General features: G+C 62.6%; 19 protein-coding genes. 15 read left to right on the forward strand and 4 right to left on the reverse strand.

What is annotated here, in order from left to right:
* Positions 1–73: 73 nt before the first annotated feature.
* Both RCO31_RS14790 and RCO31_RS14795 read right to left on the reverse strand, forming a co-directional pair.
* The gene (locus tag RCO31_RS14790; RefSeq protein WP_308969172.1) at positions 74–1,354 is read right to left on the reverse strand and encodes an alpha/beta fold hydrolase; all 1,281 of its coding nucleotides are present in this window, start codon (positions 1,352–1,354) and stop codon (positions 74–76) included.
* Between the two features lie 132 nt (positions 1,355–1,486).
* The gene (locus RCO31_RS14795) at positions 1,487–2,422 is read right to left on the reverse strand and encodes a LysR family transcriptional regulator (RefSeq protein ID WP_374991485.1); all 936 of its coding nucleotides are present in this window, start codon (positions 2,420–2,422) and stop codon (positions 1,487–1,489) included.
* Between the two features lie 179 nt (positions 2,423–2,601).
* On the opposite strand from RCO31_RS14795, the gene RCO31_RS14800 reads away from it, so the two are divergent.
* The 9 genes from RCO31_RS14800 to tolB all read left to right on the forward strand — a co-directional run bounded on the left by RCO31_RS14800 (position 2,602) and on the right by tolB (position 11,193).
* Positions 2,602–2,970 (forward strand): nuclear transport factor 2 family protein, encoded by a 369-nt coding sequence (locus RCO31_RS14800; protein ID WP_308969173.1) that lies wholly within the window; start codon positions 2,602–2,604, stop codon positions 2,968–2,970.
* Between the two features lie 52 nt (positions 2,971–3,022).
* A complete protein-coding gene (locus tag RCO31_RS14805) occupies positions 3,023–3,625 on the forward strand; it encodes an MBL fold metallo-hydrolase (protein ID WP_308969174.1) in 603 nt (200 codons plus the stop codon).
* Positions 3,626–4,245: 620 nt separating this feature from the next.
* On the forward strand, positions 4,246–5,031 hold the full coding sequence (locus RCO31_RS14810) for an alpha/beta hydrolase (protein WP_308969175.1): 786 nt from the start codon (positions 4,246–4,248) through the stop codon (positions 5,029–5,031).
* 251 nt (positions 5,032–5,282) lie between these two features.
* Positions 5,283–5,969, forward strand: a complete 687-nt coding sequence (locus tag RCO31_RS14815; RefSeq protein ID WP_308969176.1) for a YoaK family protein — start codon at positions 5,283–5,285, stop codon at positions 5,967–5,969.
* A 378-nt stretch (positions 5,970–6,347) separates the two neighbouring features.
* Positions 6,348–7,160 carry an APH(3'') family aminoglycoside O-phosphotransferase gene (locus tag RCO31_RS14820; RefSeq protein WP_308969177.1) on the forward strand — a complete coding sequence of 271 codons (813 nt, stop codon included), beginning with the start codon at positions 6,348–6,350 and terminating at the stop codon, positions 7,158–7,160.
* Positions 7,161–7,682: 522 nt separating this feature from the next.
* Entirely contained in the window at positions 7,683–8,399 is a 717-nt protein-coding gene (gene tolQ, locus RCO31_RS14825) for a protein TolQ (RefSeq protein ID WP_308969178.1), read from the forward strand.
* A 45-nt stretch (positions 8,400–8,444) separates the two neighbouring features.
* Positions 8,445–8,906, forward strand: a complete 462-nt coding sequence (tolR, locus tag RCO31_RS14830) for a protein TolR (RefSeq protein ID WP_308969179.1) — start codon at positions 8,445–8,447, stop codon at positions 8,904–8,906.
* A gap of 5 nt (positions 8,907–8,911) precedes the next feature.
* Complete coding sequence (locus tag RCO31_RS14835; RefSeq protein ID WP_308969180.1) at positions 8,912–9,820, forward strand: protein TolA; 909 nt, start codon at positions 8,912–8,914, stop codon at positions 9,818–9,820.
* 14 nt (positions 9,821–9,834) lie between these two features.
* Positions 9,835–11,193 carry a Tol-Pal system beta propeller repeat protein TolB gene (gene tolB / locus RCO31_RS14840; protein WP_308969181.1) on the forward strand — a complete coding sequence of 453 codons (1,359 nt, stop codon included), beginning with the start codon at positions 9,835–9,837 and terminating at the stop codon, positions 11,191–11,193.
* Positions 11,194–11,307: 114 nt separating this feature from the next.
* On the opposite strand, the gene RCO31_RS14845 is transcribed toward tolB, so the two are convergent.
* A complete protein-coding gene (locus tag RCO31_RS14845; RefSeq protein WP_308969182.1) occupies positions 11,308–12,714 on the reverse strand; it encodes an MFS transporter in 1,407 nt (468 codons plus the stop codon).
* A gap of 438 nt (positions 12,715–13,152) precedes the next feature.
* Complete coding sequence (locus RCO31_RS14850; protein WP_308969183.1) at positions 13,153–14,142, reverse strand: NADP-dependent oxidoreductase; 990 nt, start codon at positions 14,140–14,142, stop codon at positions 13,153–13,155.
* Between the two features lie 156 nt (positions 14,143–14,298).
* Here RCO31_RS14850 and RCO31_RS14855 point away from each other — a divergent pair, with 156 nt between their 5' ends.
* The 6 genes from RCO31_RS14855 to ftsH all read left to right on the forward strand — a co-directional run bounded on the left by RCO31_RS14855 (position 14,299) and on the right by ftsH (position 22,620).
* Positions 14,299–16,638, forward strand: coding sequence for an EAL domain-containing protein (locus RCO31_RS14855; RefSeq protein WP_308969184.1), 2,340 nt, complete (start codon positions 14,299–14,301; stop codon positions 16,636–16,638).
* A 148-nt stretch (positions 16,639–16,786) separates the two neighbouring features.
* Positions 16,787–17,557, forward strand: coding sequence for a hypothetical protein (locus RCO31_RS14860; protein WP_308969185.1), 771 nt, complete (start codon positions 16,787–16,789; stop codon positions 17,555–17,557).
* Positions 17,558–17,747: 190 nt separating this feature from the next.
* The gene (gene pal, locus RCO31_RS14865; RefSeq protein ID WP_308969186.1) at positions 17,748–18,242 is read left to right on the forward strand and encodes a peptidoglycan-associated lipoprotein Pal; all 495 of its coding nucleotides are present in this window, start codon (positions 17,748–17,750) and stop codon (positions 18,240–18,242) included.
* A 193-nt stretch (positions 18,243–18,435) separates the two neighbouring features.
* Positions 18,436–19,395: a tol-pal system protein YbgF gene (gene ybgF / locus RCO31_RS14870; RefSeq protein WP_308969187.1), complete on the forward strand. Its 960-nt coding sequence runs from the start codon at positions 18,436–18,438 to the stop codon at positions 19,393–19,395.
* Positions 19,396–19,398: 3 nt separating this feature from the next.
* On the forward strand, positions 19,399–20,451 hold the full coding sequence (tilS, locus tag RCO31_RS14875; RefSeq protein WP_308969188.1) for a tRNA lysidine(34) synthetase TilS: 1,053 nt from the start codon (positions 19,399–19,401) through the stop codon (positions 20,449–20,451).
* Positions 20,452–20,700: 249 nt separating this feature from the next.
* A complete protein-coding gene (ftsH, locus tag RCO31_RS14880; protein ID WP_308969189.1) occupies positions 20,701–22,620 on the forward strand; it encodes an ATP-dependent zinc metalloprotease FtsH in 1,920 nt (639 codons plus the stop codon).
* Positions 22,621–22,666: the final 46 nt, after the last annotated feature.

Consider the following 22,666-nt stretch of genomic DNA (forward strand, 5'->3'; position numbering starts at 1 on the left):
GAGCGCGAACGGTCCGCTTCCGCCGGGACTACGTCTCATCTGCCGGCTGCGATCGCCTTGATAAGTGGACCGATCATGGAATCTCGCCGGCGCGAAGCCGCTTCGGCCTGACATCAGCCGTCGCCGCTCCCGTTGTTCGCCGGTGCATGTGGAGCGTGTCGTCGAGCCAGTCGAGAAACACCCGGTTCGCCAAGGAGCGGTTGAGCTGCTCGCAGTGCATGCCGGCGCCGTCCGCGTCCGAGAACTCGCGGAACGTCTTCGGGCAGGCCAGCGCATCATACAGGTCCTTGGCGTTCGACGAGACTGGATCGGACTCGGCCGCAGCGACGAAGGTGGGACATCGGATGGCCGCCACCTCATCGGGTTCGAGCTTCCACTTCGACATCTCGGCCAGATACGACCGCAGGTCGGCCGCGCCATTGGTCCAGAAACCGCGCTGCACGATCGTCCATCGCGCACGACGGTTGCTCCCGATCGCGGTCATGATCTTCTTCTCGTGCTCGGGATCGATGGCCGGCAGTCGGGCCACGGCGGCGTCGTCGAGGCCGAGCATTTTCATCATCTGGAAGATCTTCACGCCCACGTCGAATTGACCGGGGTCTGCGATGACGGCGGCCAGCCGTGGTTCGTACGCGGCGACCCGTGGTGCGAAGTAGCCGCCGAGACTGCACGCCTCGTAGACGACTCGGTCCTGGTCGACGACGTCGATGGCCAGTGCGGCGTCGACGACGGGGGTGACCACCTTCTCCCAGTCATGGCGAAGCGGGAGTCCTTCGTCGATGAGGAGGCGGCCTTGACCGGGGCCATCGTGGACGAGGACGTGGTAGCCCCGCCGCAGGGCGGCGACACCCATCTCGAGGTAGCTTTCGACGAACGTGGAGTCCCAGCCATCGCTGATGATGATTGTCGGCCGGACTTCGGTCGCATGCCCATGCGCGCGCAGGAAGTAAGCCGGCAGCGTGGTGCCTTCGTACGGGATCTCGAGCTTCTCGCCCGGCGGGTCGAGGAGCGCCATCGCTCGGTCGAAAGTGTCCATCTGGAGGTGGAATGCGTCGGCGAGACGCGGATCGACCGGCGTGCCGTAGAGCGGATGGTAGGCCATGCCGAGCAGGGCCGCGGCGCGCAAGTAGCAGTCGTGCGCGCTCTCGCGATGCCCGTTGGCCGCGGCGGAATTGCCCTCGTCGATACGGCGACGAGCGTAGGTGACGAACGCGTCGAAGTAGGAGCCGTCGTCGCCGTCCTTCATCGCGCGGGCGATCGCCTGGATCTCCCCGACGTCACCACCGCCGTAGGGCGCGAACCCGAGAACAACGCTCGCGAACTCGTCGTGCAGTGGATCGCTGAAGAACGTCATGGCCGGACCTTCCACCTTCGAGGACGACGGTACGAACCCGCCATGCACGCAGTGGGTCGGCGGCGTCCGGTCACGCTCGCATCATGGGCGCGAGAACTCAACTGCTGCTGAACATTTGCCGCCACTGTGAGTTTAGAAGCGGTGACTGTTGCGGTTCGCAATTTTATTAAACCGAAGTGGCCCGCCAGCGCATCGCAGCGCGTTTACGAGCGCAGTTAGTGCAGCAGGCTGATGCTGGCGACTTGGGTAATACATGAAGAAGCCGGGAATAGGGGGCGTCCAGTTCTCCAGCACTCGAATGAGGCGGTGCTCAGCAACATGCTCCGCAACCTGCTCTTCATAAGCGAGCCCAAGGCCGGCTCCGGTGAGCGCCGCCTGAATCACTAGGTTGGTATCATCGATTATGAGCGGGCCATTCACACCGACTGTGATCGTCTTGCGGCCCTGCTCGAACTCCCACCGATACGGACCGCTCGGAAGGCGCAGGTTTAGACATCGATGATCGTTTAGATCCTTGGGCTTCTGAGGAATGCTGCGTGACGCAAAATAGCCGGGCGATCCCACCACCGCCAAACGCAAATCGTGCGTGACGCGCACCGCGATCATATCTTTTTGGACATACTCGCCGAGTTGAATACCAGCATCGAACTCGCCCGCGACGATGTCCACGGGACCAGTGACAGTAACAACGTCAAGAACGATGTCAGGGTAAGCCTCGGCAAATGCCGTGAGCCTCGGCAACAGCACCATCACCGCAGCCGAGCGCGACATTACAATTCTAAGCCGTCCCGCAGGCCGGTGGCGAACGCTTCGGGCTTTGTCCAGCGCACGAGTAATTTGCTCAAGCGCCGGAGACAGGTCCTTCAAGAGGGCTTCGCCGCCCGCAGCGGTTGGCGCTACACTCTTGGTCGTCCGAGCAAGAAGCCGGAGCTCCAGTCGCTGCTCGAGTCTCCGGATCGTGTGGCTCAGAGCGGACTGGGAGACGCCGAGCTTCGCTGCAGCACGTGTAAAGCTTCGCTCACTGGCGACGATTGCAAACGTAGCGAGTTCATTCAGCTCATTGCCCATGATTGATGAATATCACTCATGACCCCATCCTGTGCAACATATCTAGTTTCATAAGCGCCTTTTTCCTAGATTTGACCGGCAAGGTGACGCGAGTCGACGGTTTGTCCGCTTCGGCCTGCCTGGCGCTCGACGCGAGATCGCAGCGCGTATGCAATAGTTAGACGTAACAGGAGGTGGCCATGGATGCCGATGTTCGTGCTTTGCGCACCCTGGCGCAGACCTATTTTGACGCCGCCTATGAAATGGATGCTGAGAAATTTGCATCCATATTTCATCCCTCGAGCTCCGTGACGAAGGTGGCCGACGACGGCGACGTGGGCGTGACGCCGGTCGCGATGTGGCTGGCAGTCGTGCGTGATACGAAAGCCCCAAAACAAAAGGGCGAGGAGCGTGACGACGAGATCCTATCAATTGACGTCGAAAGAGACCTCGCGCTTCTGAAGGTGAAATTGCAGGTACCGCCACGCCACTTCACGGACCTCTTGTCGTGCTTGAAGGTCAACGGAACCTGGAAGATCGTTCAGAAGGTGATGACTTCGAAAGCATAACGGCTTCAGTGACGCGATAGAAAATTGAAACACCCCGCTTGGCAGGTTACCCGTGAAATTTCTGTCTCAAAGCGCCAACGTCATGGCCTGTGCTTCGGGATCGTCGAAAGTTTGGTCGCTCTCCGACGGATATGTCGACCTGCCGGCTCAATCGCTCAGGTATCCGAACGACAAGGTATGTACGCAGACAGCATCGCCTCAGCGGGAAGAGTCGCTGGTTCGCCTGTCGGTCAACTGCTTCCTACTCGATCGTTCAGGCAGTGACCGCGTTTTGATAGATTGTGGAGCGGGGGGAAGCTGGGACCCGTCCATGGGCTACCTCGAGGAGACGATGTGCGAGGCAGGCATCGACACATCATCCATCACGGTGGTCGCCCTCACGCATGCCCATGGCGACCACATCAACGGTCTTCTTACCCCTGACGGGCGGCGAACATTTCGAAACTTGAGCAAGATCGTGATTGGGGAGGACGCAGTTGAGGATTTCCTCGCAGAGCCACGACTAGCGGATTTTCGGCCACTCCTGGCTCCAGTTAGCGGAGGAGACCGGCCGGACGATCATTTGCTGGCGGTGGCGATGCCCGGGCATGCTCCGGCCATATGGGTTACCTCCTCAGCACTGGCGAAGACGATATCTTATCCTGCGGCGACCTGATCCACGTTCCTGCTGCACAGTTTGCCCGTCCCGAGCTTACTTGGGCCTATGACGCCGACGAGTCCGTGGCGAGGGCTAGCCGGCTCAAGCTGCTCCAACACGCCGCGGATGCACATATTTGGCTAGCCGGCGCTCACATGGGACGACCCGGCATGGGCAAAGTAGTCAAGGAGGGGCATGGATATGCGTTTATTTCGGCAGCGCGAGCTCTATCCGACGCAAGAGGCTTGATGAACTTTCAAGGTAAGTCGGCCTGGGCATCCAGGCCCGCCTGACTCAGCCGCCGCCCGAGGTCCGGGCTTGGGCGCTTAATCGATCAATATGTAGGCTTCCGACGCATTTCTCGTTCACAGCGCAGTGCTAGGGAAATGGAGATTCTGTGGACTCGGTCTGCTGCCGCGGTGGCTAGATCTGAAGGACCAGCAAATGATCAAGCGAGCGCTTTGTGGGAAACAATAGCTGAGCTTTCAATCGTGAAGATCTCGCAGAGTCCAATTGCTCCTGAGAAGCCAACCTCCGACGTTGCAGCACAATCTTCTACTTTGCCCGGCCCGGTGTTCCTTGACTATAGCCGGGAGCAACTCGACAAAGCCTACGATCAATCGCTCTGGGCGCCCCAGATGGCCGAACTCGAGGCGAATGACGGCGCCAGGAGCGCAGCCGTGCGGCTGACAATGCCGCCACGGACGGAGCAATACGGCCCGAGCGATGTGGAACAGATCGACATTTTCGCGCCGACGGATGCGCGCGGCGTCCCGGTTCTGGTGTTCATTCATGGTGGCGCATGGACACGCAATACAAGGCAGGACGCGTCCTTTGCAGCTCCGACCTTTGTCAGGCGCGGCGCCGCCTATCTTGCTCCCGATTTCGGGAGCCTGAAGACAGCTCGGCTTCCGGATCTCGTGGAGAATTGCCGGCGCGCCCTGGAGTGGACGGTGCGGAATGCTGCCAGCTTCGGCGGTGATCCAGGTCGCGTCTTTCTTTCAGGCCATTCGTCAGGCGCTCACCTTGCCGCATGCGTGCTCGTCACGGATTGGACTAAGCGCGGATTGCCCGCAGATGTCATCAAGGGCGCTCTGCTATTGAGCGGCATGTACGATCTCTATCCGGTCCTGCTCTCATCGCGCAGCGCATATCTCCACATTACGGCTGAGGAGGAGCGAGCGCTCAGCCCGATGCGTCATCTGGATCGGATCGCTTGCCCGATCGCGATTGTCTCGGCCGACGAAGACAGTCCGGAGTTCAAGCGCCAGTCGGCAGTGTTCGCAGATGCGCTCGAAGGGATGGGACGGCTTGCAAGCCGTAACGTCGCATTCAACACGAACCATTTCCAAGAAGCCGAGCAGCTTGCTCATGCAGACAGTATGGTCAGCCAGGTGGCGCTCTCGATGATTGGGGTGTCGTGATGAGATCGCCGTAGTGCGGCGAGGCCGTTATCGCGCCAACAGAAGGCGACGGCACATTATCGACTACCCGGCGATCCTCTCCTGTGAAACGGCGCGCATGGTTCGAGCGTGGCCTTATAGTCTTCAACCGCAGATCTGCCGGCGAGAGGTCAACGCCGCCCCGGTTACGCGGATGTGCGGGTGAGAGCAGCGCGACCACGGCTATTCGAGAGTCAGTCGTATTGAGTGTAATTGGAATGGAGAGCAACAGGATGCTGCCATTGCAGAATTCTGCCAGAGCGCAGGGCAGGTCGGCGGCCGTCCTCGCCCTAATCGCCGGGTATGTCGATTCTTACACCTTGCTGAATTACTCGGTCTTCTCATCATTCATGAGTGGCAACACGACACAGACCGGCTTGCAGGCAGGGCAGGCAAATTTTGCGGAAGCCGGACACAATTTGCTACCGATCCCTGTTTTTGTTGTCGGCGTTTTCGTGGGAGCACTCCTCGTGCATCCCGGCAACCGCCATCGGCTGCGCTGGGTGTTCGGGCTCGTGGCGGCCCTTCTGGCGGCTGTTGTCGTCACCTTTCACGCGGGCCCACTACCTGGATGGTGCAACATTATGATCCTCAGTTTGGCGATGGGCATCATGAACACCACGATCACCCGGGTGGGCGAACAATCGGTGAGCCTCGGCTATGTTACAGGCACATTGAACAATGCGGCTCAACATCTTGCGCTGGCGGCCAAGCGCGAGCCCCTGCCCGATGCAGAGGGGTCCTGGGATACTCATGTGCGGCGGGCGGCCCTGCTCGCCGGCATTTGGACCGCCTTCATCGTTGGGGCGCTGCTGGCAGGGGCTGCAACGCCTCGCTTCGCTGCTTGGTCCCTGGTGCCGCCCATCCTCATTCTGTTGATGCTTTCTGCGTCTTACCGCGCCGCCAACCCGCGTGCCTGATGGCCGTCGCCAGGCCGATCCCACCGGCGTCTGCCTGTCGGTCGTGAGGAGCCCTTTGTCACCGCCGTACCGCTCACGGGAGGTGAGGGCGGGGCTGGACGGCCAGATTGGCGCTAGGCGGCACGGCGTGGGATGATTCAAACACCACTCCGCCAGCGGCCGCCGGGCCTGCTACGCCGACGTAGCCGGGAGGTAACGGCGGCAGACGGCGGTATTTGGCGCCCCATCGTAGACGAAACTGATAACTACGTTTCCGGCGCGGTACTATGAATTTCTATCCGTTAGACGGCGAATTCCGCCGCGTGCATCCGGCTCTTGCCAAGGTTGCTACAATCGATCGCTGCGATCTACGTGTGGGTCATTTTATTAGGACGGGCGATGGGAGAACACGATTGGGCCGACGCTTTGCTGGGCCGTTGGGGTTGCAGTTGGATACCCGTAAGCACTGGAGAATCGAGCGATCTCGTCTATCGGCGCGACGATAGGCTCGCCTACGCCAAATTGGCACCGTCCACCCGGTCCATCGACCTTGCCGGCGAGCGCGACCGCCTCACATGGCTCGACGTCCAAGCGATTGCTTGTCCCAAAGTTATCGACTGGCAAGAGGCCGAAGAGGGCGCTTGTTTGGTGATGAGCGCCATCCCTGGCATCGCGGCGGTCGAACTCTCGGCGCCTGAACTGCTGAAGGCTTGGCCGTCAATGGCGCGACAGCTCGGCGCTCTCCACGAGCTTGCGGTCGACCAATGTCCGTTCAATCGCGGCCTCTCACTCATGTTTGAGCGCGCTGTGAGTGTCGTCACGCGCAACGAGGTCAATCCCGATTTTCTACCCGACGAGGATAAGGATACGCCCGGGAGCGAGCTGTTGGCGCGGATTGCAAGCGAAGTTCCGGCCCGACGCGATCAGGAGGATGCCGACAGGGTTGTTTGTCACGGCGACCCTTGCATGCCGAACTTCGTGGTTGACCCGCAGACCCTCCAGTGCACCGGTGTCATCGATCTGGGTCGCCTCGGTACTGCCGACCGGTACGCCGATCTGGCTCTAATCATTGCGAATGCTGCTGAGACATGGACGACACGAGAGCAAAGTGAACAGGCCGGTGCAATTCTGTTCAATACCCTGGGGATAGAGGCGCCGGATCGGGAACGGCTCACCTTTTATCTCCGGCTTGATCCGCTGACCTGGGGCTGATGTGCCGCGGCGGTATTTGGTGCGCCCGACACGATTCGAACTTCTGCCTCTCGAATGCGGGGATCTCGGCATCTCGAGGACGCGAACGACTGCCAACAGCGCCCGAGGGGTACCGGCCCTCGCGGCCTGGATCACAAGCCGGGAAAGGGATCTGGTGCCCCTCCTGCAGATCGCTGCTTTATCTCGGGTTCAAAGGCCGCCGCCGAACGGTTCCATCTGTCTCCTGTCATCTTGAAATAGTTCCTCTTTTCCCGTCGGCGGGGATTTGTGGTAACCGCGCATTAACCAACCCTGGCGTTTGGTCGAGGGGTGTGCCGGAGGCGGGTTCAGCCCTAGTTTGGACACCTTAGGCGGAGAAGCATGCGCGGCCTTGGGACAGGGGCCTCCCGTGCGACATGAATCCGGCTGCGGCGACTTGGGTGGACTCCCGGGCGCGCGCCGATTGATCGGCGTCGAGCTTATCGGGCTCCACCCCCGAGTTGGGTGCGTATTCACGGGGCACGCGTTGAGAGGACACGAGCGATGAATCCAGCCGACGTTGCGCAATCCGCGCTGCCCGTTGCGGCTGCCGCCGACGTATCGTTGATTGCCTTGTTCTGGCAGGCTCACTGGATCGTGAAAGCGGTCATGCTCGGCCTGATGGGCTGCTCGGTCTGGGTCTGGGCGATCGCCATCGACAAGATGTTCATGTATGCGCGCGCTAAACGCGCCATGGACCGTTTCGAACAGGCGTTCTGGTCGGGACAGTCGATCGAAGAGCTTTATCGGGCGCTGGCGGCCAAGCCGACGCAATCGATGGCCGCTCTGTTCGTGGCGGCGATGCGCGAATGGAAGCGCTCGTTCGAAAGCCAGTCGCGCTCGTTTGCCGGCCTGCAGATGCGCATCGAAAAGGTGATGGACGTGTCGATCGCCCGCGAGGTCGACCGGCTGGAGCGGCGGCTTCTGGTGCTGGCGACGGTCGGCTCGGCCGGACCCTTCGTCGGTCTGTTCGGAACCGTCTGGGGCATCATGAGCAGCTTCCAGGCGATCGCGGCGTCCAAAAACACCTCGCTGGCGGTAGTGGCGCCGGGCATTGCGGAGGCCCTGTTTGCTACCGCGATTGGCCTTATCGCTGCCATCCCAGCGACGATTTTCTATAATAAGTTCACATCCGAAGTGAACCGGCAGGCACAGCGTCTCGAGGGGTTTGCGGACGAGTTCGCCGCGATCCTGTCACGGCAGATTGATGAACGCGCCTGATCATGACCTTGAGGGTCCGTCGAAAGCCAGGACTGTGAGCGCACCATGGGGATGAGCGCGGCCGGAGCATCGGGCGGAGGCGGCGGACGGCGGCATCGGCGCCGCCGCGCGGCCGTGATGGCCGAAATCAACGTCACACCGATGGTGGACGTGATGCTGGTGCTGCTGATCATCTTCATGGTTGCGGCGCCGCTTCTCACGGTTGGCGTTCCGCTCGATCTGCCGCAGACGCAGGCGAAGACGCTCGACATCGACAAGGAGCCGATCACGCTGTCCGTGCGGCTCGACGGCAAGGTCTTTCTCGGTGAGAACACCGAGATCGCGCTTGATGAGCTCGTTCCGAGACTGACAGCAATCACCGCGGCGCGCGGCGGCATGGACGAGCGGATCTTCGTGCGCGGCGACAAGAAAGTCGACTACGGCACGGTCATGCGGGTCATGGGCCGCCTGTCGGCAGCGGGCTTCAAGCGCGTCGCGCTGGTGACTGAAATGGAGCAAGGGTCCTAATTCGCTTGAAGATCGCCGGATACGAGATCGACAAGTCGCTCGCAGCATCGCTCGCCCTGCATCTCGGGGTGATCGGCTGGGGAATCGTGTCGTTTTCGACCCGCTCGCTTGATGCCAAGCAGGAGGAAGCACTGCCGGTCGATATCATTTCGACCGAGCAGCTTTCACAGATCACCAAGGGCACCAAGACCGGCCAGAAAGAAAATTCGAAGCCGCTGGTCGAAAAGGTCGGCGAGCCGACGCCGAACGATGAACCGGTTGGGAAGGTGACCGAGAAGAAGGAAGTCGTCGCAGCCAACGACAAGCCGCCCGAGCCGAAGCCGCCGGAGAAAAAACCCGAGCCGCCGAAGCCGGTGGAGAAGAAGCCCGAGCCGCCGGTCGACCAGATCGCCGAAGCCCTGAAGAAGGATCAGGCGAAGAAGCCGGTCGAGAAGAAAGAGACCAAGGCCGAGCCGAAAAAGGAAGAGAAGCCGAAGAAGGAGCGCACGTTCGACCAATCGAAGATCGCGGCGCTACTCGACAAGCGCAGCCCGGAGCGCCACGCGGTGGCCGGCGACACGATCAATCCGCATTCGTCCTTGGGCACGGCGGCCGGCCAGGCGCAGAAGCTGTCGATGAGCTGGGTCGGCGCGCTGCAGGCGCGCATCAAGCAGTGCTGGAACGTGCCGGCGGGCGTGCGCGACGCAGAGAACATCGAGATTCGCGTCTATTTCGAGTTGCGCAAGGACGGCTCCGTGTCAAGCCAGCCACGTCTCTTGGCCGGGCCGCCGAGCGCGAACGGTCCTGCGATCGCCGAAAGCGCGATCCGCGCGATTCAACAGTGCCAGCCCTATTCGTTCCTGCCGCAGTCCGAATATGTCGGCGGCTGGGATCGTCTCGACATCACGTTCAGTTCCAAGGATATGTTCCGGTAAAGGTCATTTCGATCATGAGCAAGCGGCGCGAGCAAGAGCTCGCACAGATTTCGCCTTCCACCTTCACGCGCCGGCAGGTGTTGGCTCTCGGCGCGGGACTTTCGCTCGCATCGGCGATTTCGATCAGGGCGCACGCGCAAACGCGGTTGCAGGTTGAAAGTGGCAACATCCAGCCGATTCCGATCGCCATTCCGAATTTCGTTGCGGGCTCGCAGGTGGATAGCGAGGCCGCCGCCGGCGTGACACAGGTCATCACCAACAACCTGCGGCGCAGCGGCCTGTTCTTGCCGATAGACCAGGCCGCTTATATCGAGAAGATCACCAACATCGACGTGCCGCCGAACTTCCAGAGCTGGCGCACCATCAACGCGCAGGCGCTGGTGACGGGCCGCGTCACGCGCCAGCCGGACGGGCGGCTGAAGGCGGAATTCCGTCTGTGGGATATTTTCTCCGGCCAGCAGCTCACGGGACATCAGTACTTCACGGCCGCGGAATTCTGGCGCCGCATCGCCCACATCATCTCCGACCAGGTGTATGAGCGCCTGACCGGAGAGAAGGGCTATTTCGATAGCCGCGTGGTGTTCGTCGATGAAAGCGGGTCGAAGGAGCGCAGGGTCAAGCGGCTCGCGATCATGGACCAGGACGGCGCCAATGTCCGCTACCTGACGCGCGGCGAGGATCTGGTGCTGACACCGCGTTTCTCCCCCTCGACGCAGGAGATCACCTACATGGCGTTCGGCCAGGGTGACCCGCGCGTGCTGTTGTACAACATCGAGACCGGGCAGCGCGAGGTGGTCGGTAACTTCCCCGGCATGACGTTTGCGCCGCGCTTTTCGCCGGATGGGCAGCGCGTGATCATGAGCCTCCAGCAGGGCGGCAACGCCAACCTGTTCGTGATGGACCTGCGCTCGAAGTCGACGACGCGGCTCACCGACACGCCGGCGATCGATACCTCGCCGTGCTACTCGCCGGATGGGCAGCGGATCTGCTTCGAGTCAGACCGCGGCGGCAAGCAGCAGATCTACGTGATGGCTGCGGGTGGCGGTGGCGCACAGCGCATCTCGTTCGGCGACGGCAACTACTCGACGCCGGTCTGGTCGCCGCGCGGCGACTATATCGCCTTCACCAAGCTGGGCGGCGGCAATTTCTCGATCGGCATCATGAAGCCGGACGGCTCCGGCGAGCGGCTTTTGACGTCGGGCTACCACAACGAGGGACCGACGTTCGCGCCGAACGGACGCGTCGTGATGTTCTTCCGCGATGCCGGCGCGGGCCCCGCCCTGTTCACCATCGATGTCTCCGGCCGCAACGAACTGCGCGTGCCGACGCCGGCTTTCGCGTCCGATCCCGCCTGGTCGCCGCTGTTGTCTTGAGGCAATCCAGGAGGACCAATCGTAGCCCGGATAAGCAAAGCGCCATCCGGGGCTGGCTCTCCGCAAATCCCGGGGTCGCTTCGCTCGCCCGGGCTACTGATCCGCCACTCGCCCCTACGTGATGATCTCGTTGAGCTCCTTGCCGGAGTGTTCCGGCACCATGAAGACCACGCCGATCGCCATGGCGATCATCAACACCGGAATGCAGAGGAAGGACAGCGCGAATGATCCCGTGGCCTGCTGCAGCGCCACGGTGACGAACGGGAACAGGACGAAGCCGACGAAATAGGCGATCGCCCAGACCACGCCGTTGGCTGCGCCGCGGATCCGCGTCGGAAACACTTCCGCGGTAAGCGTGGTGCTCGGTCCCCAGAAGCCGAGGAAGCCGAAGCTCCAGGCAAGGCCGAACACCCAAAGCAGCAGCCGATCTTCAGTATAGACCCACAGTGTCATGAAGATCGCACCTTCGATCAGCGTGACAACGAAGGCGAGTCTTCGGCCGATCTTGTCGGCGAGCCAGCCAGCGACGCACAGGCCGAAGAACCCCGAAATGCCCCACAGCACGTAGAAGGTGCTGTATTCGGCAGTGCTCCAGTGCTTTTCCGTCGCGAGATAAAGCGGCATCCAGCCGCCGACGGTGCCGAAGATCGAGGTCGAGCAGCAGGCCACAAACAGCGCCACCAGTGTCGCCGGCAGCACATCCGGCATGAAGACTTGGCGGATGCCGACCGATTTCGCCTTGTTGAACCACTGCTGGTCCTCGTCGCTGACACGGCCGCCGGCCGCCAGCGTTTGCGTGATGCGCCGCTTGCGGTCCTGTGCACGCACCCAGTAGGGAGATTCCGGACAGGTGGCACGGACATAGATCGCGAGCAGGGCGATGATGCCCGGCACGATCACGGCTGCACGCCAGCCCCACTCGGTCGCAAAGGCGAGCGTGATGGCGCCTGCGAGCGAGGCGCCGAGGCACCATGTCGATCGGGTGATGCTGACCACCCGTCCGCGCAGCCGCGCCGGCCATGTCTCCGCGACCAGCATGGAGCCGAGCGCCCACTCTCCGGCCAGCGCGAAGTTGACGATGCAGCGTGCGATGACAAAGAACGCAAAAGTCGGCGACAGCGCCACCACCGGCATCAGCAACGAAAAGATCGCGATGTTGACTGCGAGCAGCGTGCGCCGTCCGAGGCGATCGGAAAGCCATGGCCAGAAGTAAAGTCCGAGGATGCTGAACATCAGCGCGAGCTGCAGGCTCCAGCGATATTCCGGCACCGTCAGCGAGAATTCCTGGATCACCAGCGGCGAGATCAGTGCGAAGATCACACCGTCCATGCCGTCGAAGCCCCAGCCTGCGGCATTGGCGGTGGCAATGTGCCAGTGCGTTGGCGTGAGCTTGTCGCCCGCCTCAGCGACCGCGCGGTAGTTCGGGTTCTTCAGGTGCTCCTGTTCGAGCGGACCGATGACTTGATCCGAATCCGCGCCGGTCTTGATGCCGGCATCGCCGTCAGCCGTAATGCTGCTCATGTGTCCTCCCCAAGCGCGCCGCACGTTGTCGGCGTGATGTTGTTGTTCTCGTCAGCAACCGCGTTGACGCGGTTTGCTGCGTCAGGGTGACGCGCCTTTTTGCACGCGGCAAGTGAAATGCCGGACCGGCTGCACGCGTCAGGCGAGATAGAGAGTTGCAAAAATGACGGAGCCGTCAGCAAAGCGACGGCGGTAGCCGGCACGCGCGAAGCGATACCCGGTGCTGACCGCTCGTCATTACGAGGGCGCGACCGGCAGGGGCTCAGGCCGAACAAAGAACGGGACGAGGCTGCACGCGTGGTCCGGATGAGCGAAAGCGGAAATTCGGGAGCTGACTCTGCGTCCGTATCACCCGGATGTCGCTTCGCTCATCCGGGCTACAGGTTACGGGCTGTTTGACAACTGAATACGAGCGAACGGGCGAGCTTGCGCGGCGCCTCACTCGGCGAGCTTCACCAGCATCTTGCCGGTGTTCTCGCCGTTGAGCAGGCCGATCAGCGCGCGGGGCGCGTTCTCGATGCCGCTGACGATCGTCTCCTGGTACTTGATCCTTCCGCTCTTCACCCAGCCGGTCATCTCTTCATTGAACTTCGGCCGCAGGTGAGGGAAGTCGTCGGCCGTGAAGCCGCGGATCGTCACGCGCCCGTAGATGATGTTCGACAGAGTGTTGATCGGCGCCGACAGCGCGCCCGGATTGTTGTAGGCCGAGACCATGCCGCAAACCGGAATCCGTCCGAGCAGGTTCATGCGCGGCAGCGCGGCGTTCAGGTGGTCGCCCCCGACATTGTCGAAGTAGACGTCGAGGCCCTTCGTCGCCGCCCGCTTCAGCGCGTCGCGGATCGGCTCTTTCTTGTAGTTGATCACGACGTCGAGGCCGAGCGACTTGAGCCACGCAGCCTTCTCATCCGAGCCGGTCGAGCCGATCACGGTGCAGCCCTTGATCTTGGCAATCTGCGCGACGATCGAGCCGACCGAGCCTGCCGCCGTCGAGACGAACACCTGCTCGCCGTCCTTGAGCCTGCCGATCTCGAGCAGCCCGCCATAGGCGACGAAGCCACCGTTGCCGAGCACATGCATGTAGACGGTCAGCGGCAACGCCGGATCCACAGCGAGCTTCGTCACGCCTCCACCATCGCAGACGGCGTATTGCCGAAACGAAAGGCGGTGCTGGACGATATCGCCCTCCTTGAACGCGGGGTTTCTCGACTGGGTGACGCGTCCGGTGGCCGGGCCTCCGATCGGCTGATTGATCTCCTGCCCACGCGACAGGCGTGGCCGCATCGCCGGATCGACCGACATGTAGAGATTCTGGATCTGGATCTCGCCGTCACGCGCGTCGGGAATGCTGCGTTCGATGGCGGCGAAATCGCTCTCGCGCGGCATCCCGTCGGGCCGGTTAACGAGATGAATGTCAATGGTTTTGGGCATGCTGTTCCCCCGGATGATCAATGGAGCGTGATGACCAATTCGCCAGATTTCCGAAAATTTAGCGGTTCGGTCAAAGACTTGGTAACGATGTTGTATCAGAGAAACTTCATAGGCTCGACGTAGGAGTGGCGCTCGACCTTGTAACGGGACGCCTCGATGTTGAGAGCCGGCAAGCGGCCAAGAGACGAGACCGAACTGTCGCCGTCGATTTCGACAGCGCTGGTCGATTCCCTTTTTCAGAATTATCTCTCGGTGTTCGCAGGCAGCCTTTCGGCTGCAGTGGCGGCGGTTATGATTGCCTGGAGGCTCGGCAATCTCTCGCTTTGGCTGTGTGCGCTCTTCATCATTACTGTCGGAATCGCCCGCGCCATTCAGATGCGGATATATGAACGTGAGCGGCGCAACGAACCCTTGACGCTGGAGCGCGCGGCCTGGTGGGAGCCGCGATACAAGGTCGGAGCCGATCTGTTCGCCGCCTCCCTCGGCATCTGGTGCTTCGTGGTTCTGGTCTGGTCGGACGATACGATCGCCCACATGCTGTGCACCTCGGTGACCATAGGCTACACGGCAGCGAGCGTTGGTCGCAATTACGGGCGTCCCTGGATCATCCAGCTTCACATTCTGTTTGCGTGCGCGCCGCTTTCGGTTGGTCTCGCACTCAGGGGCGATCTCTATTACCTGGGGCTCGCCCTCCTGCTCGTGCTGTTCTTCATCGGCCTCAAATATATCAACCTCAATCTGAACCAGATCTTCGTGAAGGCGCTGGTTTCGCGGGAGCGCGAGGCGGCGCTTGCAGGACAGTTCGATACTGCGCTGAACAACATGCCGCATGGCCTCTGCATGTTCGACGCTGACGGAAGTCTCGCGGTGATCAATCGCCGGTTCGTGGAGATGATGCGCCTGCCTGACGCAGAGGTCGAGCGGGGCATCTATCTCGATGAAATCATGTCGGCTTGCGTAAAGGTCGGTACACTGCAATCAACCAGCGCCGAGATGGTTGCGGATGGCGTGCGGAACGCGCGAGCCACCAATATCGTCACGATCGATCCGGGTGAGGCTCGTGAGCGCGCGCTCGAATGGACTTTCCAGCCGATGCCGCAGCAGGGCACGGTGGTTCTCGTCGAGGACGTCACGGAGCGACGGCAAGCCGAAGCCCGCATCAACCATCTGGCCCGGTTCGACGAACTGACGGGGCTGCCCAATCGCGTCGCGTTCCGTGATCTGATCGGAGAAGATCTCGCGCGCCGCGACAACAAGCGGACGTCGGCGCTCCTGTTTATCGACCTGGATCAGTTCAAGCAGGTCAACGATACGCTCGGTCATCCGTGCGGCGATATGCTTCTGTGTGCGGTCGCCGACCGGCTGCGGGAAATGCTGCGTCCGGACGATGTTGTCGCCCGTTTCGGCGGCGACGAGTTCGTTGTGTTTCAGCGTGAGATCCAGTCGCACGAAGATGCGGCTTCGCTCGCACGCAGGATCGTCAATCGTCTGAGCGAACGCTACGAGATCGAGCATCATCTGGTCGAGATCGGCGCCAGCATCGGCATCGCGCTGACGCCGCCGCACGGGATTTCCGCCGACCATCTGCTGAAGAACGCAGACGTGGCGCTGTATCGGGCGAAATCGGATGGACGCGGGACGTTCTGCTTCTTCCGCGAAGAGCTGGCGACCCGGGTCGAGGCGCGCCGCACCCTCGAACTCGATCTGCGCCATGCACTCGCGAATGAGGAATTCGAACTCCATTTCCAGCCGTTGGTGAACCTGAAGTCCGGTCGGGTCACGACATGCGAGGCCCTGCTGCGCTGGAATCATCCGACGCGCGGAGCAGTGTCCCCGGGCGATATCATTCCCGTCGCCGAGGAGATGGGGATGATCATCGACCTCGGACGCTGGACGCTGCGAAAGGCGTGCATGGAGTGCATGAAATGGCCGGGTCCGGTTGGCGTCGCCGTCAACCTGTCACCGTTGCAATTCCATCAGCGCGACGTCGTCCAGGACGTTCGCTACGCGCTTGAGGTGTCGGGGCTGCCTCCGCACCGGCTGGAGGTGGAGATCACGGAGTCGTCTCTGTTGAGAAACACGCAATGGACCCGGGACGCGCTGGCGGAACTCCGGAAGATCGGCGTGCGGATCTCGCTGGACGATTTCGGAACCGGCTATTCCAGTCTGAGCTACCTGCACAGCTTCCCGCTCACGAAGGTTAAGATCGATCGATCCTTCCTCGAGGGAATTGCCAGCGACAAGCCGCTGACGCTCCTTCGGGGCATCGCGCGGCTGAGCGCCGATCTCGGCATGTCCGTGGTGGTGGAAGGGATCGAAACCAGCGAGCAGCTCGAGCTCGTCGGGCGGGACGGGACGGTCACGGAGGTGCAGGGCTACCTGTTCAGCCCGCCGGTTACGGCCCCCCGGATTCGACGCTTGCTCAGAGCTTCGCATGGCCGCGGCCCGGTTCTGGCACCGGAACAGGTCCCATTGCGACCCGCAGCTCTCACCTGAACCTGAACCGCCCGCCGCTTTATTCACCTTCGGTCCGTCACGCCGGCCAGTTAGGGTTACTGGCCGGTTTCTTTTGCAAAAAATTAAGAAAGGATTATCTTTCAACGTAAGCGGGACGCCGGCATTGGAGTGCGTTCAGAGGTTGCAGATGAGTGCGCAGGTTGGGGCGACGACCCAGTTGGACGAGCGAGTTTTCCGTCTTCTTGAACGTGTCGATTACCGGTTGGCCGAGACAAGTGCCGAAAAAGCGGAAATCTATCGCCTGCGCTATCGGGCCTATTTGGACGAGGAAGCGATCGCACCTAATTCCGAAAAGCGGTTGTGGGATCGGTTCGACGATTTGCCGAATTCTTGGATTTTCGGCGTTCACATCGACGGGATGCTCGTAAGCTCGCTCCGCATTTGCGTCGCGTCACCGGAGAATCCGGACACGCCGGCCGTCGAGGCATTCGGCGACCTGCTTCGGCCTCTGCTGGCGCAAGGCAAAGTGATCGTCGATCCCAACCGCTTCGTCGCCGAGCCTTCGCGCGCGAAGTCGCCCATGCTGCCGTATCTGACGTTGCGTCTCGCCTATGCGGCTTGCAGCTACTTCAACGCGGATGTCGGGACCGCGACCGTGCGTTCCGAGCATCGCGCGTTTTATCGGCGGGTCTTTCTTCACGAGCCGCTCTGCGAACCGCGACCCTATCCGACATTGACGAAGCCGCTGTGCCTGATGGCCGTGGATTTCCCGGCACGGCGCGAGAAGGTCTTTCGGCGCTACCCATATTTCAGTTCGACAATGTCCGAGCGTCGTGCGCTGTTCGAGCGCCGCATGCCGTTCAAGCGCAGCAGCCTGGCTCCGGACCGGTCGCTTGGCGTCGACGCCATAGGCGACGCGGAGCGCATTACTTTGCAGCCGGGACAGGCCGTCCGCTGACCCGAGGCCCGGGGCTTCACCGTCGCGCCACATTTACCGGCCATTAACCATACGGGGCGCTTTAGCTCGATTCCGGGCATTTGAGCGATCCCGGCAACCTCTCATCAAGGTTGACGGAACGTTCGTTTAACCATCGCCCTGTAGACCGGATGCGGGATCCGAGAAACGTGAGCGTGGAGGCTCCGGAAAAATGAACAGTCCAATGCGTATCCTCCAGGGGTTGAAGTTTGCCGCGGTCTTGGCCGTCGCACTGACGATGGCGGCTTGCGCTAACAAGAACCAGCTCGGAGCGGACGGGGCGATGGCGAATGCGGCCTCGCCGGGTAGCCAGCAGGATTTCGTCGTCAACGTCGGCGACCGTGTCTTCTTCGAAAGCGACCAGACCGACCTGACGCCGCAGGCGATCGCCACGCTCGACAAGCAGGCGCAGTGGCTGCAGCAGTACAATCGTTACTCGTTCACGATCGAAGGTCATGCCGACGAGCGCGGCACACGCGAATACAACATCGCGCTCGGCGCGCGCCGAGCGCAGGCGGTGCGCAGCTATCTCGCCTCGCGCGGCATCGATCCGAACCGCATGCGCACGATTTCCTACGGCAAGGAGCGCCCGGTCGCAGTATGTAACGACATCTCCTGTTGGTCGCAGAACCGTCGTGCGGTCACAGTGCTGAACGCGAGCTCGTGACCAGCCGTCAATGGTTGATATTTGGACACGATGAAGTGACGGCGCCTGCGGGCGCCGTGTTCGTTTCGGGCCGCTCGCCCTTTGCGCGCATCACATTTTTGGCGTACTCCAGCGGCACATGGTCACCACGGTTCCGGTGAGGCGGGAACCGCCAGGCATCCGTCGGGCAGCGATGTTTTCCAGATTGAGAACGATGACGTGCGCAGCGGTGCTGATCGCGCCGGCGCCGGCATTCGCGCAGTACGCACCTATGGGCGAGACCGATGCGGTGGTCCGCGTCGAGCAGCTTGAAAACCGACTGCGGCAGCTGACCGGAGAGAACGAGCAGCTCCAGTTCCGAGTCCGCCAGCTCGAGGAGCAGCTGCGCCAGCAGGGCGGCGCGGCGGCGCCGGCCGGTCGAACGAACACAGCCACGGCGCCACCCCAGCGGCAGGTGGGAACGCCGCAGGATGCCGCGCCGCCGCCGCCATACCAGCAGCAGCCAACCTATCCGCCGCCTCCCTATCAGCAGAGCGCGCCGCAACAAGTGGCCGTTCCGCCGGGCTACCCGCAGCAGGCAGGCCGTCGCGGCGACGCTTTCGATCCCAATGCCAACCCGAATGCGCCCGGCGTGCCGCGGCCGCTCGGCAGCATTGTCGGCCAGCCGAGCGCGCCGGAACGTGCCGATGTCGGCGCACCGGGCGGCCGGGCGGCCGGCGAGCCGCTCGACCTGGGACAGATGTCGCCGCAGCAGAGCGCCGGCCCGACGCTTGCGACCACCGCGCCGACGCAGACGCCGAGGGACGAATATGATCTCGGCTACGGCTATATTCAGCGCAAGGACTACGCACTCGCCGAAGAGACGCTGCGCGGCTTCGTCAGGAAATATCCGAACGATCGCCTTGTCGCCGACGCTCAATATTGGCTCGGCGAGAGCCTGTTCCAGCGCCAGCGCTATCGCGATGCGGCGGAGTCGTTTCTGACCGTGACGACCAAGTACGACACTGCGACGCGAGCGCCCGACGCGTTGCTGCGCCTCGGCCAGTCGCTCGCAGCGCTGAAGGAGAAGGAGGCCGCGTGTGCGGCCTTCGGCGAGGTCACGCGCAAATATCCGCGGGCGTCCGGTGGCGTGAAGCAGGGCGTCGACCGCGAGCAGAAGCGCAACGGCTGCTGAACCATGCCGCGCAACGGCGAGAGGCCTCAGTCAAGACTCTCGCGCGGTCCTTCACCGATTTCATCTGCGGAAGTTTCGCGACTGTTTGTGGATCTTAGGCGGGCGGCGGTGCTCGTGCTCGCCGTGTCGGGGGGGCCGGATTCGACCGCGCTGATGTGGCTCGCCGCGCAGTGGCGCAGACGGCTGCGGCGCGGCCCTGAGCTCGTCGCGATCACCGTCGATCACGGCCTTCGCAAGGAGTCGCGCGCGGAAGCGCGGGGCGTCAAGAAGCTGGCTGCAACGCTGGGAATCCGGCACACGACCTTGATCTGGTCGGGCACCAAGCCACCGCGCGGGCTACCCGCTGCGGCGCGCGAGGCACGCTATGCGATGCTTGCAGACGCTGCACGCAAAGCGGGCGCCGAGTGCATCCTGACCGCGCATACCCGTGACGACCAGGCCGAGACCTTTCTGATGCGCCTGTCGCGCGGTAGCGGTCTTGCGGGGCTTGCGGCGATGGCCCGCTATTCGGTCCGGGGCGATGTCGTTGTCGTGCGCCCGTTGCTCGACATGCCGAAGGGCCGGCTGATCGCGACGCTCGACAAGGCAAGGATCTCGTTTGCCGACGACCCGACCAATCGCGACCCCGCATTCACCCGGCCGCGCTGGCGTCAGTTGATGCCGCGACTGGAACAGGAAGGGATCGACGCGCGCAGCATCGCAAGACTTACGGCGAGACTTGCGCGGGCGAACGCGGCGCTGGAGGCCGTGGTTCATCGTGCAGAGAGCGTGCTGGTACGGAGCGAAGACGGCGGCGCGCAGCGACGGACGATCGATGCCTCGGCCTTTCTCTCGCTTCCGCCTGAAATCAGACTGCGCCTGCTTCACCGCGCCGTCGATCGCGCCGGGCACGAAGGACCCGCCGAACTCGGCAAGGTGGAAACGCTTCTGGAAGATCTGACCGACGCGCTGACGGCAAAAACTGCGCGTACGTTCCGGCGCACCCTGGCCGGCGCGCTCGTCGGATTTGCGCGGGGGGTCATCAGCATCGAACCCGCCCCGTTGCGGCGCCGTTAGAATCCCGGCCCCTATGTTTCGGCGCCAAGATGCTCTTAACCGAACGGGGCAATAGGTCGCGCTGGACCCCGGAACACGCCTTAAATATCGCCGGAATCTGATAAAAGGTGTGTCCGTTTCCCTTGGCAGGACCGTGGCCGCTACATAAGTTACCCGCCAGCCACCAGCCGTCCGGCCGAACAAAAAACCCGAGCCGGTTCAAGGACACCGGACCAAGGCCGCGCGGCGCGCGGCCATGAAGGAAGCCCGATGAACGCCAATCTGCGTAATTTCGCCCTGTGGGTCATTATTGTCCTGCTGTTGCTGGCGCTGTTCACGCTTTTTCAGAACCCGGGTCAGCGGACCTCGTCGCAGGATATTCCGTTCTCGCAGCTTCTTTCCGACATTGACGCTGGCAAGGTGCGCGACGTCGTGATCCAGGGGCCGGAGATTCACGGGACCTACACCACTGGCGGCAGCTTCCAGACCTACGCGCCCAACGATCCGACGCTGGTCAAGCGCCTGTACGACGGCAAGGTAACCATCACGGCGAAGCCGCAGGGCGACAACGTCCCGTGGTTCGTGTCGCTCTTGGTTTCTTGGCTCCCATTCATCGCGCTGATCGGCGTGTGGGTGTTCCTGTCGCGGCAGATGCAGGGCGGCGCCGGCAAGGCCATGGGTTTTGGCAAATCGCGCGCCAAGATGCTCACGGAGGCGCACGGCCGCGTCACCTTTGAGGACGTCGCCGGCGTCGATGAAGCCAAGCAGGATCTGCAGGAGATCGTCGAGTTCCTGCGAGACCCCGGCAAGTTCCAGCGCCTTGGCGGGCGCATTCCGCGCGGTGTGCTGCTGGTCGGTCCTCCCGGCACCGGCAAGACCTTGATCGCGCGTGCGGTCGCCGGTGAAGCCAACGTGCCGTTCTTCACCATTTCGGGCTCCGACTTCGTCGAGATGTTCGTCGGCGTCGGTGCGTCGCGCGTGCGCGACATGTTCGAGCAGGCGAAGAAGAATGCACCGTGCATCATCTTCATCGACGAAATCGACGCGGTCGGCCGTCATCGCGGCGCGGGTCTCGGCGGCGGCAACGACGAGCGCGAGCAGACGCTGAACCAGTTGCTCGTCGAGATGGATGGCTTCGAAGCCAACGAAGGTATCATCCTGATCGCCGCGACCAACCGCCCCGACGTGCTCGATCCGGCGCTGCTGCGTCCCGGCCGCTTCGACCGGCAGGTGATCGTGCCGAATCCGGACGTCGTCGGCCGCGAGCAGATCCTGAAGGTTCACGTCCGCAAGGTGCCGCTCGCGCCCGATATCAACCTGAAGACCATCGCCCGAGGCACCCCCGGCTTCTCCGGTGCCGACCTGATGAACCTCGTCAACGAGGCAGCGCTGATGGCAGCGCGGCGCAACAAGCGCATGGTCACGCAGAGCGAATTCGAGGATGCGAAGGACAAGGTGATGATGGGCGCCGAGCGCAAGTCGCTCGTCATGACCGAGGAAGAAAAGCTTTTGACCGCCTATCATGAGGGCGGCCATGCGATCGTGGCTTTGAACGTCAAGGCGACCGATCCGGTGCACAAGGCGACGATCATTCCGCGCGGACGCGCGCTCGGCATGGTCATGCAGCTGCCGGAGCGCGATAAGCTGTCGATGTCGCTGGAGCAGATGACCTCGCGCCTCGCCATCATGATGGGCGGGCGCGTGGCCGAAGAGCTGATCTTCGGCAAGGACAAGGTCACCTCGGGCGCTGCCTCGGATATCGAGCAGGCGACGCGGCTCGCGCGCATGATGGTGACACGCTGGGGCCTGTCGGACCAGCTCGGCACCGTGGCCTATGGCGAGAACCAGGACGAAGTGTTCCTCGGCATGTCGGTATCGCGGCAGCAGAACATTTCCGAGTCCACCTCGCAGAAGATCGACTCGGAGATCCGCCGTCTTGTCGAGGAAGGTTATCAGGAAGCAACGCAAATTCTCACCGAGAAGCGCGATGACCTGGAGAGCCTTGCCAAGGGCCTGCTCGAGTTCGAGACCCTGACGGGCGACGAGATCACCGACCTGCTGAACGGCAAGAAGCCGAACCGCGAGTCGATCATCGAGCCAACCGGGCCGCGTTCGTCGGCGGTGCCGAGCACCAAGAACCGGCCGCGGCCTGAGCCCGGCGGTGACGTCGCGCCGCAGCCGCAGGCCTGATCCGGCGGACCCGAAACATGAAAACGCCCGCCTTTTCGGCGGGCGT

It is taken from the genome of Bradyrhizobium sp. LHD-71, assembly GCF_031157255.1.
GTDB lineage: Bacteria > Pseudomonadota > Alphaproteobacteria > Rhizobiales > Xanthobacteraceae > P52-10.

Excerpts from the sequence above, each read along its gene's own strand:
- RCO31_RS14790 (WP_308969172.1), bottom strand. The coding sequence starts at position 1,354 with ATGACGTTCTTCAGCGATCCACTGCACGACGAGTTCGCGAGCGTTGTT.
- RCO31_RS14795 (WP_374991485.1), bottom strand. The coding sequence starts at position 2,422 with ATGGGCAATGAGCTGAATGAACTCGCTACGTTTGCAATCGTCGCCAGT.
- RCO31_RS14800 (WP_308969173.1), top strand. The coding sequence starts at position 2,602 with ATGGATGCCGATGTTCGTGCTTTGCGCACCCTGGCGCAGACCTATTTT.
- RCO31_RS14810 (WP_308969175.1), top strand. The coding sequence starts at position 4,246 with ATGGCCGAACTCGAGGCGAATGACGGCGCCAGGAGCGCAGCCGTGCGG.
- RCO31_RS14815 (WP_308969176.1), top strand. The coding sequence starts at position 5,283 with ATGCTGCCATTGCAGAATTCTGCCAGAGCGCAGGGCAGGTCGGCGGCC.
- RCO31_RS14820 (WP_308969177.1), top strand. The coding sequence starts at position 6,348 with ATGGGAGAACACGATTGGGCCGACGCTTTGCTGGGCCGTTGGGGTTGC.
- tolQ (WP_308969178.1), top strand. The coding sequence starts at position 7,683 with ATGAATCCAGCCGACGTTGCGCAATCCGCGCTGCCCGTTGCGGCTGCC.
- tolR (WP_308969179.1), top strand. The coding sequence starts at position 8,445 with ATGGGGATGAGCGCGGCCGGAGCATCGGGCGGAGGCGGCGGACGGCGG.
- tolB (WP_308969181.1), top strand. The coding sequence starts at position 9,835 with ATGAGCAAGCGGCGCGAGCAAGAGCTCGCACAGATTTCGCCTTCCACC.
- RCO31_RS14845 (WP_308969182.1), bottom strand. The coding sequence starts at position 12,714 with ATGAGCAGCATTACGGCTGACGGCGATGCCGGCATCAAGACCGGCGCG.
- RCO31_RS14850 (WP_308969183.1), bottom strand. The coding sequence starts at position 14,142 with ATGCCCAAAACCATTGACATTCATCTCGTTAACCGGCCCGACGGGATG.
- RCO31_RS14855 (WP_308969184.1), top strand. The coding sequence starts at position 14,299 with ATGTTGAGAGCCGGCAAGCGGCCAAGAGACGAGACCGAACTGTCGCCG.
- RCO31_RS14860 (WP_308969185.1), top strand. The coding sequence starts at position 16,787 with ATGAGTGCGCAGGTTGGGGCGACGACCCAGTTGGACGAGCGAGTTTTC.
- pal (WP_308969186.1), top strand. The coding sequence starts at position 17,748 with ATGAACAGTCCAATGCGTATCCTCCAGGGGTTGAAGTTTGCCGCGGTC.
- ybgF (WP_308969187.1), top strand. The coding sequence starts at position 18,436 with ATGACGTGCGCAGCGGTGCTGATCGCGCCGGCGCCGGCATTCGCGCAG.
- tilS (WP_308969188.1), top strand. The coding sequence starts at position 19,399 with ATGCCGCGCAACGGCGAGAGGCCTCAGTCAAGACTCTCGCGCGGTCCT.
- ftsH (WP_308969189.1), top strand. The coding sequence starts at position 20,701 with ATGAACGCCAATCTGCGTAATTTCGCCCTGTGGGTCATTATTGTCCTG.